Annotated in this window: 11 protein-coding genes; 6 read left to right on the forward strand and 5 right to left on the reverse strand. The window is 71.1% G+C overall.

Annotation, left to right across the window (positions count from 1 at the left end):
• Nucleotides 1-10: 10 nt before the first annotated feature.
• The 4 genes from AB4079_RS05630 to AB4079_RS05645 form a co-directional block, all read right to left on the reverse strand.
• On the reverse strand, nt 11-3,769 hold the full coding sequence (locus tag AB4079_RS05630) for an AAA family ATPase (protein ID WP_441786314.1): 3,759 nt from the start codon (nt 3,767-3,769) through the stop codon (nt 11-13).
• 144 nt (nt 3,770-3,913) lie between these two features.
• A complete protein-coding gene (locus tag AB4079_RS05635; protein WP_441786315.1) occupies nt 3,914-4,513 on the reverse strand; it encodes a hypothetical protein in 600 nt (199 codons plus the stop codon).
• Between the two features lie 52 nt (nt 4,514-4,565).
• A complete protein-coding gene (locus AB4079_RS05640; protein ID WP_441786316.1) occupies nt 4,566-5,846 on the reverse strand; it encodes an MFS transporter in 1,281 nt (426 codons plus the stop codon).
• Nucleotides 5,843-6,580, reverse strand: a complete 738-nt coding sequence (locus AB4079_RS05645; protein WP_441786317.1) for an ArsR/SmtB family transcription factor — start codon at nt 6,578-6,580, stop codon at nt 5,843-5,845. Before AB4079_RS05645 ends, AB4079_RS05640 begins: the two co-directional genes overlap by 4 nt.
• A gap of 84 nt (nt 6,581-6,664) precedes the next feature.
• Between AB4079_RS05645 and AB4079_RS05650 the strand changes: the two genes are divergently transcribed.
• The 3 genes from AB4079_RS05650 (at nt 6,665) to AB4079_RS05660 (ending at nt 9,691) form a co-directional block, all read left to right on the forward strand.
• Nucleotides 6,665-8,113 carry an MDR family MFS transporter gene (locus tag AB4079_RS05650; protein WP_441786318.1) on the forward strand — a complete coding sequence of 483 codons (1,449 nt, stop codon included), beginning with the start codon at nt 6,665-6,667 and terminating at the stop codon, nt 8,111-8,113.
• Nucleotides 8,114-8,282: 169 nt separating this feature from the next.
• Nucleotides 8,283-9,188 carry a DsbA family protein gene (locus tag AB4079_RS05655; RefSeq protein ID WP_441786319.1) on the forward strand — a complete coding sequence of 302 codons (906 nt, stop codon included), beginning with the start codon at nt 8,283-8,285 and terminating at the stop codon, nt 9,186-9,188.
• 179 nt (nt 9,189-9,367) lie between these two features.
• Nucleotides 9,368-9,691 (forward strand): hypothetical protein, encoded by a 324-nt coding sequence (locus AB4079_RS05660; RefSeq protein WP_441786320.1) that lies wholly within the window; start codon nt 9,368-9,370, stop codon nt 9,689-9,691.
• On the opposite strand, the gene AB4079_RS05665 is transcribed toward AB4079_RS05660, so the two are convergent.
• Entirely contained in the window at nt 9,688-10,320 is a 633-nt protein-coding gene (locus tag AB4079_RS05665) for a TetR/AcrR family transcriptional regulator (protein WP_441786321.1), read from the reverse strand. The genes AB4079_RS05660 and AB4079_RS05665 overlap by 4 nt on opposite strands.
• A 132-nt stretch (nt 10,321-10,452) precedes the next feature.
• On the opposite strand from AB4079_RS05665, the gene AB4079_RS05670 reads away from it, so the two are divergent.
• Genes AB4079_RS05670 through AB4079_RS05680 form a run of 3 tightly spaced genes read left to right on the forward strand, consistent with a single transcriptional unit; the run spans nt 10,453 to nt 12,298 of the window.
• The gene (locus AB4079_RS05670) at nt 10,453-11,049 is read left to right on the forward strand and encodes a DUF6230 family protein (protein ID WP_441786322.1); all 597 of its coding nucleotides are present in this window, start codon (nt 10,453-10,455) and stop codon (nt 11,047-11,049) included.
• Nucleotides 11,040-11,585: a DUF6114 domain-containing protein gene (locus AB4079_RS05675; RefSeq protein WP_441786323.1), complete on the forward strand. Its 546-nt coding sequence runs from the start codon at nt 11,040-11,042 to the stop codon at nt 11,583-11,585. The genes AB4079_RS05670 and AB4079_RS05675 overlap by 10 nt, the downstream gene beginning before the upstream one ends.
• The gene (locus tag AB4079_RS05680) at nt 11,582-12,298 is read left to right on the forward strand and encodes a hypothetical protein (protein ID WP_441786324.1); all 717 of its coding nucleotides are present in this window, start codon (nt 11,582-11,584) and stop codon (nt 12,296-12,298) included. Before AB4079_RS05675 ends, AB4079_RS05680 begins: the two co-directional genes overlap by 4 nt.
• Nucleotides 12,299-12,322 lie beyond the last annotated feature (24 nt).

Genomic DNA, 12,322 nt, shown 5'->3' on the forward strand with positions numbered 1-12,322 from the left:
CGGGCGCGGCTCAGGCCAGCGTCGGCAGCGTGATCGGAGCGGTGACGGCGTCCGGTTCGCCCTTGCCGATGAGCGTCGCGATGCGGCCGGCGACGGCGTCCGGATCGGCGAACAGCTCGAAGCTGTGCACCCGGAGGTAGTGCCAGCCGAGCCGGCGGAGCACGTCCGGGCGCAGCCGTAGCGACTCACGAAGGCTGCCCTTCGACACGTCCGTGTCCGTCTCGACGACGACCGCGCGGCCCTCGTGCGATGCCACCAGGGTGAGCTTCCCGCGGTAGCCGAGGTGCACCTCCAGGCCCCGCCGCGCCAGGCGCTTGGCGAGGTCGAGCACCATCGGGTCGGCGTCCGGGCTCAGGTATTCGGGCGCGGCCGTCTGCAGCTGGTCGGCCTCCCCCAGCACCTGCGCCAGCGCCGCGATGCCGTGCCGCATCCGGGACTCGTCGATGTCTTCCGGTTTGAAGCAGGAGACGATGTCCATGCCGCGACGTCCGCGCGTCATCCCGACGGCGAGCAGGCGGTCGCCGCCCGGCTCGGCGAGCGCGCCGAAGTTGGACAGCAGGCGGCCGTGCGGGGTGCGCCCGTACCCGATCGAGAAGATGACCCGGTCGCGGCTCTGGCCGACCGACTGGTCGAGCGTCACAACGGTGAACGGTTCCGCACGGTCGCCCAGGATGAAGTCGGCCAGCTCCGACCGCTTCGAGAAGGCGGAGAGCACCGCCTGGTTGACGCGTACGGCGTGCCGCTCGCTTGCGGTGATCACCATGAGGGATTCGCGGGGCCGCTCGGTGGCGTGGGCGAGCACCAGCTCGACCACCTTCGCGACCTCGGCGTCGGTGGATTCGACCGCTCCGGTGTCGCTGTCGGGCATGCCCTGGCCGCCGGTGACGTAGTGGAGCGCGAGGCTGCCGTGCCCGAGGTATGTTCCCGCCCATGGCAGGGAGTCGATCGTCCCGCCGTAGAAGCGGCGGTTGACGAGCTCGGCGAGGTCTTCGCCGCCGGCGCGGTAGCTGCGGCTGAGCGTGTACACCGGCAGCAGCTCGGAGAGCCGGGCGAGCGCGGAGTCGGCGTGGAGCGCATCCACGTCGACCGCTTCGACGGTCCGGCCGTACTCGTGCACGCCGATGTCGAAGCGCGACGGCGTCTGGGTGACCGGGTCGCCGAAGGCGACGACCTGGCGGGCGCGACGGATGACGGGCACGTTCTCGGCGAGGCTGGACGCCCCGGCGTCCACCAGCAGCACGGCGTCGAACCCGACCTCGCGGCCGATCGACGAGATCTCGTACGGCGACACCAGCCACACCGGGGCGAGCGGGCGCGCCAGGTGCGGCGCGGCCTCGTTCAGGGTGGTCGCGGTGGGGATGCTGCTCTTCAGCAGACGCTTCAGCGCCGCGGCCTCGTCCGGCCAGTCGACGATGCCGATCTTCCACGTCTCGGCGAGCATCCACGCCAACTGCCTGCCGGTCGCGGAGGCGTGCGCCTCATCCACCAGCCGGAAGTCGGCCTCGAGGCGGTCCAGCACGCTGGTGTTGGCGTTCAACAGGGCGCGGTCGGAGGCGAGCAGCGATTCGAGGACCGACTGCCACCAGGCCAGCTCCAGCTCGGCGCTGACCTGGGTTTCGGGCACGTGACGGATGGACAGGTCGGAGATGAGCGGGTCGAGCTCCAGCTCGCGCAGCTGCGTCAGCAGCGCGGTGCGCTCCTGCAGGTTGGCGAGCACCTCGGACTCGGCCGCGAGGCCGGCCACCTGACGGGTGAGCTCCTCCACCGGCAGCGCCGCCAGCGACTGGGGCGTGCCCGTGCGGCGCAGCGGGATGTCCAGCCGCGCCAGGTCTTCGGCGACGCGCTGGTAGGCGACCTGCACGTCCGCGATCCCGATCGGCACCTCGGGGACCACGCCGGCGACGGCGAACCGGTTCCAGAGGATGCGCTGCTGCTGGATGCGGCGCAGGCTCTCGTTGAGGTCGGTGACGTGCACGCCGGGCCGCACGTACTCGAGTGCGTGCTTGCGCAGGCGGCGGCGGTTGGCGCTCGTCATCGACGGCGACTCGCGACGGGAGGCGGTGGCCGCGATCAGCTCGGTGAGCGACCGGTCGAACACCGACGGTGTGAACTTGTCGAGGGTCTCGCGGATGTCGAGCAGCAGCCGCAGGTAGACGCCCAGCTCGACGATCGAGGCGAAGGGGCGCATCCGGGTCTGCCCGATCAGCGCGTTGGCACGGTCGAGGAGGCGCGGCAACTCGGCACGGTTCAGCTTCTTGGCCAGCTCGTGCGCACTCTTCCCCTCGTCCGTCGTGTTGAAGGAGGCGCCGTACCAGGGCGAGTCGTTCGGTCCGTACCGGAACTCGCCGAGGCGGGCGGCACGGATGAGTGCGTCGGCTGCGGTGGCCCGGTCGCGGGCGAGCGCCTCGATGGCGTGCCGGCCGAGTCGTGCCGTGGTGGACGGCGGCGCGGAGAGCAGCGACAATCCCGACAGCTCGCGCAGCGCATCCAGGATCGACACGCGGAGCACGGGGTCGCGCCGGGTCAGGGCGGCGCGGTAGTCGACCAGCACCTTGCGCAGGCGCACCAGCGCCTCGTCGACGTCGGTGACCTTCGGCTGCGTGGCCTTCTCGTTGCGGGCGATCGACTGCACGAGGTCGCGGCGGAGAGTGCGCGGGGTGACGGCCAGCCCGGGCAGCCCGGCCTTGGCCAGCCGCTGGGCGATGTCGTCGAGGCTGGACCGGCGCGGGCTGACGACCAGCACGCGCTTGTGCTGCGCGACGAGAGCGCCGATGGCGTTGACGATGGTCTGCGTTCCGCCGGTTCCCGGCAGCGTCTTCACGACGAGGGAGTTGCCTGCCGCGATCTGCGCGACCACGTTCTCCTGCGCCTCGTCGGCGTCGAGCAGGAGGGTGTCGGTGGCGGGCGGGCGCTCATCCTGGCGGATCGGCTCCACGGGGTTGAAGGCGGCCTCGACCGTGGTTCGGGCCGTCGGGTTGCCGGCGAGCGCATCCAGCAGCACGGTGTCGAGGTCGCGCGCCTCCTCGCTCAGCGCGGGGGCGACGTCGGCGAACGAGGATGCGACCAGCCGCGGCTGCACGTTGAACCAGGGCAGGTGGGAGGTCAGCCCGCGCAGCCGGTCGATCACCGGCTGCGGCTTGAACACGCCGTTCGAGACGGCGAGCGCCACGAAGGCGTCCGCGTCGAGGGTGATCTGGAACTGCTCGTTGAGGGCGCGGGCGAGCTCAGGGTTGAGGAACGTCTGGCCCTTCAGCTTCAGCTCGAAGTCGCGGCCGTAGCGGCGGATGGCGAGCGGACGCAGCAGGATCGGCGCGAAGAACTCGTCGGTGCCGTGCCGCCACTGGGCAAGACCGATCGCCAGGTGCACCGACTCGATGCCGCGGACCGAGCGCAGCTCGATGCCCTTCTGGGTGATCGCGTTCGCGGCCGCGCGGGCCGTGCGGAGCGCCAGCTCGTCGCGGATCAGACTGGAGAGCAGCGTGCTCTGGCCGGTGATGAATTGCGGCAGGCCACCCGGATGCGTGGTGCTCAGTTCGATGCGGGTCCGCGGGCCGTCCTCGAAGTGGAGCAGCGGGGAGTCGCCGCCGATCGCCGCGATCTCGTCGCGCCACCGCGTCCACACCGGCTCGGCGATATTGCCGGCGACCAGCGCCGGATCGCCCAGACTGAGCGTGTGCGGGGCGGTCGTCGTGCGCGGGTTCAGGGCGTCGTCGTCTGCGATGACCGACGTCGCGTCGTCATCCTCGGTCTTCCTGTCCAGTCGCCACACACCGACACCCTACGTTCACATCCGCGGAATCAGCGGGAACCCGGGCGGGTTTCGTGCGGATATCACACGCGAAGTGCCGCGCGGGGCGGCTGCGGGTGCGCAGAGGGCGCCCCGGACGGTCTGTCAGGGCGACGGCGGCTGCCGTCAGTGCGACGGCGTGGGCGACGGGGTCGGGGTCCCGGTCGGCGGCGACGAGGTGGGCGACGGGGTGGAGGTGAGGCCCGGGGTCGAGGTGGGCGACGTCGACGTCTCGGACGACGACGAGGAGGGCGACGGGGTCAGCGTCCCGTACGGCGCGAGCGCCGCGGTGACGACCGGCACCTGCAGCCCCACCGACGTGCCCGCGCTCGTGACGGACACGGTGGTCAGCGAGCCCGGCTTCGCATCCAGCCCGGTCACCAGGGTCTCGTCGCTCGGCGGGTTGCCCAGCCGCTTGGTGGCACGGGGGTTCAGCGAGACCGTGATCGTCTGACCTCCGGTCGGCACGATGCTCACCTCCTGCGTGTCCGGCCCCTGGTTCACCAGGGTGACGACGAGGTTGGCGGTCTGATCGTCACCGCTCACGAGCACCGCATTGCCGACGAAGACGTCGCCGACGGTCGCGCTCACGCCGACGCTGGCCTCTTTGATGTCCAGCGTGTCCTGCGGCGCGAACAGGTCGCAGGCGGTGAGACCGGAGAGCGCGGCGGCAGCGACGACGGCCGCCGCGACGGTGCGGCGGAACTGCGAAGTGCGGAACGTCATCATCCACCTCCGGGGGACCACGGTGGCGCCACACTAGCGTCCGCACGCCCCGTTATGGAAGACGCTTCGTGCCGCGGAGGGCGATGATTCCGATGACGCCGCAGAGCAGATAGAGGGAGGCCTGCACATCCAGGATGCGCACGATGTCTCCGGAGCCGGCGAGCAGGCCGCCCAGCAGCAGGCCGACGCCCTGCGCCGCGCCGTCGAGGGTGGTGATCGCGGCGATCACGCGGCCGAGCGCCCGGGGCGGAACCGCCGTCTGCACCAGGGTGATCTCGCCCGTGGCCGTGGTCGCGGCGGGCAGGCCCATCGCGATGAACAGGCCGGCGTACACCCACAGCGCGGTGGTGAACGGCGCCAGGTTCCAGGTGAGCAGCGACAGCATCCCGAACACCAGGTAGCCGCCGCCGATCAGCGACCGCGGGCCGAGCCGGCGCGCCAGCACGCCGGTGATGAGGCCGCCGAGCACCCCGCCGATCGCCTGCACACCGCGGATGACGCCGACGCCGGTGTCACCGGCGCCCAGATTCTGCGTGACGTAGACGAGGAAGAGCACCAGGAACAGCCCCTGCGCGACACCGCCGAGCGTCGCGATCAGGGCGATCGTGCGGAGGGTCGCCGACCGCGCGATCAGCCGGAGCCCCTCCAGCCACTGGCGCAGGATGCGCCACTCGGTCGCGGTGGCGGGCTCCTGGCTGACGTGCTGCTGCGTCCCCGGCTTCTCCCCCGCCGGGTCGGCGAGGGGATGCGGACGGCTGAGCGCCACCAGCACGGCCGTGATGACGTAGGAGGCGGCATCCGCGACGACGACGCCCGGCAGCCCCCACAGCGCGAACGACAGGCCGCCGAGGGGCGACCCGACCAGCCGCGCGAGGTTGTCGCTCACCGCGATCAGCGCGTTACCGCGAGCCAGCTGGTCGGCGCCGACGAGCTGCGGGATCATCGCCTGCCGGGCCGGGTTGATGACCGCGCCGAGCACCGCCTCCACGGCCGCGACCGCGTAGACGATGCCCATCCGGTCGGCGCTCGCCGCCAGCAGCGGCAGCAGGAAGAGGCCCTGCAGCACGGCCACCACGACGATGGTGCGGCGGTGGTCCCAGCGGTCGACGAGCACGCCGAGGAAGCTGCCGAGCAGGAGCATCGGGACGAGCTCCACCAGGAAGACGGTCGAGGCCCCCAGCGCCGAGCCGGTCGCCGACAGTGCGAACAGCGGCAACGCGATCCTCAGCAGCCAATCGCCGGTGTCGGAGACGAGGCCCGCGGTCCAGACCAGGGCGAAGTCGCGGCGGAGCAGCGGGGAGGGCGAACGCTGCTGCGTCCCGGCGGCGGTCACGACTCGTCGCTCCCCGCCGCCCCGCGGCCCGAGTCAACTCCCGGCCGTCGCTGATTGCCCCCGATCGGAACTTGTGCTGCCGCTCGCGCCACCGCAGACGTTCCGAACAGCCGCCCTCGCTCGGCGTCCGCGTGGGCGGCGGCGATCGCATCCGGGTGCCGGAAGGCGTTCAGGTGCAGCGCCACCACGTCGCTGCCGGCCGGGGCGTCGGCGCGGGTGAGGGCGATGTAGGGGCGGATGAGCGCATCCAGCCGCTCCCCCAGCTCCCGGAGCTCGACCGGCGTCAGCTTGAGTGCGTAACCGGACAGCATGCTCGCCTCACGCCACTCCACCGGCTGCTCGTCGCGCTGGGCGATGGCGCGGTGCACGAGCGCGCGCTCGTCCTCCACCTGCCGGTCGGCGAGCGCGCGCTCGACGGTGTCCGACCCGATCAGGTACTCGGGGTCGTCGGTCCGCCCGAAGGCCAGGCCGGTGTTGGTCGAGCGCCAGGGACGTTCGCGACCATCGTCCGCCTCCACCGCCTCCACCAGCCCGACCTTGCCGAGGGCGCGCAGGTGGTAGCTGCAGTTGGAGGGGGTGGAGCCGACGACGGCGGCGCACTCACTGGCCGTGCGCGGACCGAACGACATCAGATGGTCGAGCAGCGCGAGGCGGAGCGGATGCGCGAGCGCCCGGAGCGCGCGCGGGTCGGTGACCGTGGTGCGCCGCTCCGCCTGGCCAGATGTGAAAGACATGTTTCAGAGTTTCGCGCGTACTCTCTTTCACGTCAAGTACCCACCCCGGGGAATGCCTCCCCCTCCCCCACGTTGTTGATGGATATGAACGAGCCCACCCGAGCGAGCGTCGGCTTCCGGTCCGAGCGCGGCCCCATCCTGATCGCCCTCATGCTGACGACCGGGCTGGTCGCGATCGACTCGACGATCCTTGCAACGGCGATTCCCTCGATCGTCAAAGACCTGGGCGGGTTCGCGCAGTTCCCGTGGCTGTTCTCCATCTACCTGCTCGCGCAGGCCGTGTCCGTCCCGGTGTACGCGAAGCTGTCCGACACGGTCGGCCGCAAGCCGATCGTCCTCATCGGCATCGCGCTGTTCCTCCTCGGCTCGGTGCTCTGCGGCTTCGCCTGGAGCATGCCCGCGCTGATCGCATTCCGTGCGCTGCAGGGCCTGGGTGCCGGCGCCATCCAGCCGATGTCGATGACCATCGCCGGCGACATCTACACCGTCGCCGAGCGCGCGAAGACGCAGGGGTACCTGGCCAGCGTGTGGGCGATCTCGTCCGTCGTCGGGCCGACCCTCGGCGGCGTGTTCTCGCAGTACCTGTCGTGGCGGTGGATCTTCTTCGTCAACGTGCCGCTCTGCATCCTGGCCGGGTGGATGCTGATCCGCGCGTTCCACGAGAGCATCGAGCGTCGGCGGCACCGCATCGACTACGCCGGAGCTGCGCTCCTCACCGGCGGTATGACGCTGCTGATCCTCGGCGTGCTCGAGGGCGGCCAGGCGTGGCCGTGGGACTCCGTGTGGAGCATCGGCGCGTTCGCCGTCGGAGCCGTGCTGCTGGCCGCCTTCGTGCTCGTCGAGCGGCGCGCAGCCGAGCCGATCCTGCCGCTGTGGGTGTTCTCCCGCCGGCTGCTGATCACCACGACCCTGATCTCGCTGGGCGTCGGCGGCATCCTGATCGGGCTCACCTCGTACGTGCCCACCTACCTGGAGGGGACCATCGGCGTCGTGCCCATCGTGTCGGGCCTCGCCGTCGCGGCGCTCACCCTCGGCTGGCCGATTGCGGCCAGCCTCTCCGGGCGGTTCTACCTGCGCATCGGGTTCCGCAACACCGCGCTGCTCGGGATGGGGATCGCGATCGTCGGTGCGATCTCTCTCGCCGCGACCTCCGTTGCTCCGTCCGTGCTGTTCGTCGCGGTCAGCTGCTTCGTGGTCGGGCTCGGGATGGGCCTCATCGCCACCCCGACGCTGATCGCCGCGCAGTCCAGCGTCGCGTGGAACGAGCGCGGCGTGGTCACCGGCAGCAACATGTTCGCCCGCTCGATCGGCAGCGCCGTCGGCGTGGCCGTCTTCGGCGCGATCGCCAACGCGATCATCGGCGCGTCCGCCGGCGGCGCGCACTCGCCGGCGACCATCCAATCGGCGTCGACCGCGGTGTTCGTCGCGGTGGCCGCGGCGGCCGTGCTGACCATCGTGGCCGGACTGGCGATGCCGCGCTCCCGCGTAGAAGACGTGGAGCTCGGCCGGGCTGCGCCCGCCACCGCCGACTAACCCGTCGCCACCCACCTGGTTGACGCAACACGCCGCGGCGCCCGTCGTGCGGACGGCGTGTTGCGTCAACCAGCCGGGCCCAGCGGGTGGAACCGGCGGTACAGCGCCTTCAAAGCTAAAGCCCCCTACGATCGTGGGAGAAGTGTCCGACGGCGATGGGATGAGCTGAATGTCAACTGGCAGGGGAACCACTGGTCCCACCAAACGCGACCGCCGTGAGGAGGCGCGCGAGACCGCCAGGAAGATGCGCGAGGAGGCCGCCAGGAAGGCCAAGCGCCGCAAGGTCGTCGTGCAGAGCTCGGTCATCGTGGGCATCGTCGCGGTGCTCGCGATCGTCGGCGTGGTCGTGTTCACCAGCGTCGGCGGGAGCACCAGCGCCGCCAACCCGAAAAACATGGCGAGCGGTGGACTGCTGCTCACCTCGTCGACGAAGGCGACCACGACGCCGGCCATCCCGGCAGGCGGCAAGCCGACGCCGACCAAGATGGAGCTCAACGGCACGACCGCGCACATCCAGATCTGGCTCGACTACCAGTGCCCGTTCTGCGACCAGTTCGAGACGACGAACAACAGCCAGATCAAGCAGTGGCTGGACGAGGGATCGGCGACGCTCGAGATCCACCCGGTCGCCATCCTGGACAGCACGCAGAACAAGCAGTACTCGACCAGGGCCGCGGCCGCCGCATCCTGTGTCGCCAACTCGCAGCCGAACACCCTGTTCGCCGTCAACGCGGCGCTGTTCGCCAAGCAACCCGACGAGCAGACCGGCACCGGGCTCACGAACGCGGAGATCACCACGATCGTGAAGGGTGCGGGAGCGGATTCGAAGGCCGTCAGCGACTGCATCGACAAGCAGACGTACGCCCCCTTCGTCACCTCGATGACGCAGGACGCGACCGGCAACTCCCAGCTGAAGAACCCGACCTCGGGCGGCTTCGGCACCCCGACCGTGTTCGTCAACGGCGAGCGCTACCAGGGCGGCTTCACCGACGCCACCCAGTTCGCGGCCTTCAAGGACGCCGCCGTCAAGGACGCCGGCTCCAACAAAACGATCACCTTCCCCACCACCAAGTAGCCCGCTCCCTTCCGCCCCACCCCCACCGTCGAGTCCTCACAAAGTGCACGCCGACACGGCGTGTCGCGTGCACTTTGTGAGGACTCGATGGCGTGCGGGGTGAGGGGAGGTGTACGGTCCGAGACGGAGCGGGACGGACGGAACCGACGTGATCGGCTGGAGCGAGAAGGGGGCACGGCGTGGAGCGCATTCCTGAGGACGGCGTCGACGACGTCGAGATCGGCGAGACGGACGCGGGCGAGACGCCCGGCTGGGCCGACCCGGCCGACGGCGACGTCGACTACGCGCTGAACGACCCCGAAGCCGAGGCCGACTTCGCCGACGAACTGGTGACCAACGACGCCGTGGCGGGCGAGACCATCTGGTCCGGTCCGGGCGACGGCAACGACGGCCCCACCGGCGGCCAGGCCCGCGAGGCCGAGCCGGTCTACGACGAGCACGGCGACGACGACGAGGACGACGGCGTACTGACCGAGGACGATGTGGAGGAGGAGGGCATCTAGCCCTCCCCGACCGCCCCCTCCCCGACCGCCCTCTCATCGGGCTGCTCCAGCGCATCCACCACACCGCGGGCGCTGCGCTCGAGGAAGCCGACGATCTGCGGCGACGGCAGGTCGGTGCCGACCGCACTCTCGACCAGCGCCTCCTCGGCGAACGCGACCCAGGAGCGCAGGGCGATGCGGAGCAGCGGCGTGTCCGGCACGCCCAGTTCGAGGAACACCGCGATGACGCGTTCCGCCTGCTCGCCGCGCGCCTCCTCGACGACCGCGCGCACCTCCGTGTCTCCGGATGCGACGCCGCGCACCAGCGAGTAGAACGTGCCGCTGTGCTCGCGGACGAACGCGACGATGCGGGCGAGGGTGTCGTGGAGGCGGTCCAGCGGCGGCAGTCCGGCGATCGGCTCCGTCGCGTGCAGCATGCTGTCGCGCGCGGTGCGCACCACCTCGCGGTGGAGGCCCTGCTTGGAGCCGAAGTAGTGGAACAGCAGCCCCCGCGACACGCTGGCGCGTGCCGACAGCTCTTCGATGGACAGCTGGTCCAGCGGGTTGTCGGCCAGGAACGCCACGCCGAGCGCGACGAGCTGAGCCCGCCGCTCGTCCGGCGTGAGTCGCGTGCGCCGGTCCGTCTCCATGCGCCGAGCCTAACCGTCGCCCCTGCGAACATGGTGCGCGCGTTCGACTATTGACAGGCGGTCAATAACGTCTAAGCTCACACCTGGACCTGACTGCGCCGACGCTGTCAAGTCCCCCGAACAGGAGGATCGATGAAGTTCCGAAAGCTCGCCGGGTCGCACGCCGGACGGATCGTTCTCGCAGCCGTCCCCGTTGCCGTCGTCTCGACTCTGCTCATGACCGGTGTGGCCCAGGGCGCCGTGCCCGTGTCGTTCGCGGTCTCGGGCAGCCAGTTCCAGATCAGCGCGTCGAAGCTCGACGGCACCGGCTTCTCGCAGTACGCGGGCGTTGCGCCCGACACGGCGGGCAAGGACCACCAGGTCGCCATCGCGAACATCAAGTCGGCCACGCTCGCCGACCTGTGCCAGTCGGTCGTCACGGACACCCCGCTGGGCAAGGTGGGGATGCTGATCACCGCGGGCGGCGGCGGCGCACCCGCCAGCGCGACCGACCTGCAGATCGGGATGACGGACCTCAAGGGCGACTCCGAGTTCCACAACATCCGCATCGGCGTGGACGCCTCCACTGTGAACACGACCGCGAAGGGCAGCGCCGGTGACTTCGCTCAGGATGCGGACACCGTCACGATCACGAAGCTCCAGCAGACCGCGTGGAGCACCCAGGCGTCCGTCTTCACCCTCACCGGCATGCATGTGCAGCTGACCGACGGCTCGAAGGGATGCTTCTGATCGTGGGAGCGCACGCGACCGGCGCCGAGCCGGCCTCCGCCGCCGCGGCGGGTGCCCGGGCGCGCTTCCGCGCCTGGCGGCGGCAGCGTCCGTTCGTCGGCGGCGTCCTGACCGCCCTCGGCGGTATCGAGATGTTCTTCTCCGGGCAGCTGGACATCGGCAAGATCCACGTGCAGCTCGGCATCGAGGGCCTGCAGGCGACGATCATCCCGATCCTGCTGGTGCTGCTCGGCGTCCTGGTGATCGCGATGCCGGCGCACCGTATCTTCTACGGCGTGATCGCGCTGGCCGTCGCCGTGTACTCGCTGGTCGGCGTGAACCTGGGCGGTTTCTTCATCGGGATGCTGCTGAGCACCGTTGGCGGCATCCTCACGGTGGCGTGGATGCCGAAGAAGGATGCGCTCGCGGCGGCCGACGAGGTCGCGGGGGCGAGCGACGACGTCAAAGTGGATGCCGATCCGGCTGACGACGCCGACCCAGCCGACCTGTTCGCCGACCCGAGCGAACCGGCCCCGCGGGAAGGCACGACCGCATGAGGCGCGCACGCCAGGGTGTCGCCGCCTGGGCCCTGGTCGCCTGCGTCGCCGCGGCGCTGACCGGGCTGGGTGCCGCCCGGGTGCCGGCCGTCGCGCCGGCAGCGTGGTGCATCCCGATCCTCGTGCAGTGCGGTGGGTCGAGCCCGACGCCGACCCCGTCGCCCTCGCAGGGGCCGGGCGCCCCTGGCGTGCCGGGCGTCCCCTCTCTTCCGGTTCCCGGGACATCGGGCGCGCCGGTCGCGCCCGTCCCGACCCCGACCACAACCGCTCCCCCGGCCCCCGCCGGCCCGGACGCGGGTGCCCCGGTCTTCACCCAGCCGCCGGCGCAGCTCGGCAGCCGGTCGATCTCCTTCTCGGGACTGAAGGGCGTGAGCGTGGTGACCGTTCCGCTCGCGGACGGCAGCCGCATCCCGGTGCTGAAGATCTCCGCGGACAGCATCACCATCGACGGCTTCAGCCTGACCGTCCGCAAGGAGACCGGCCCGAAGCTCGCCACCACGGCCGACCAGATGGCTCTGCGCGGCAACGTGCAGGTCTACGTCGACTCGGTGACCGCCACCGGCCCGGACGGCAATCCGTTGACCCTGGGCGCCGCGACCCCTCCGCCCGCAGACGGCCTGCCGCAGCAGCTGCTGCGCGTCACGCTGGGCCTCGTCGGGGTGACGGCGGACAGCATCCACTTCACCAACCCGCACCAGCAGCTGACGGAGTAGGCGCGGCCGCCGGCCATCTGTGGG

Source organism: Leifsonia sp. 2MCAF36 (genome assembly GCF_052115525.1).
Lineage (GTDB): Bacteria > Actinomycetota > Actinomycetes > Actinomycetales > Microbacteriaceae > Leifsonia.

Coding starts and splice junctions, on each gene's coding strand:
- AB4079_RS05635 (WP_441786315.1), bottom strand. CDS start 4,513: ATGACGTTCCGCACTTCGCAGTTCCGCCGCACCGTCGCGGCGGCCGTC.
- AB4079_RS05645 (WP_441786317.1), bottom strand. CDS start 6,580: ATGTCTTTCACATCTGGCCAGGCGGAGCGGCGCACCACGGTCACCGAC.
- AB4079_RS05650 (WP_441786318.1), top strand. CDS start 6,665: ATGAACGAGCCCACCCGAGCGAGCGTCGGCTTCCGGTCCGAGCGCGGC.
- AB4079_RS05655 (WP_441786319.1), top strand. CDS start 8,283: ATGTCAACTGGCAGGGGAACCACTGGTCCCACCAAACGCGACCGCCGT.
- AB4079_RS05665 (WP_441786321.1), bottom strand. CDS start 10,320: ATGGAGACGGACCGGCGCACGCGACTCACGCCGGACGAGCGGCGGGCT.
- AB4079_RS05670 (WP_441786322.1), top strand. CDS start 10,453: ATGAAGTTCCGAAAGCTCGCCGGGTCGCACGCCGGACGGATCGTTCTC.
- AB4079_RS05675 (WP_441786323.1), top strand. CDS start 11,040: ATGCTTCTGATCGTGGGAGCGCACGCGACCGGCGCCGAGCCGGCCTCC.
- AB4079_RS05680 (WP_441786324.1), top strand. CDS start 11,582: ATGAGGCGCGCACGCCAGGGTGTCGCCGCCTGGGCCCTGGTCGCCTGC.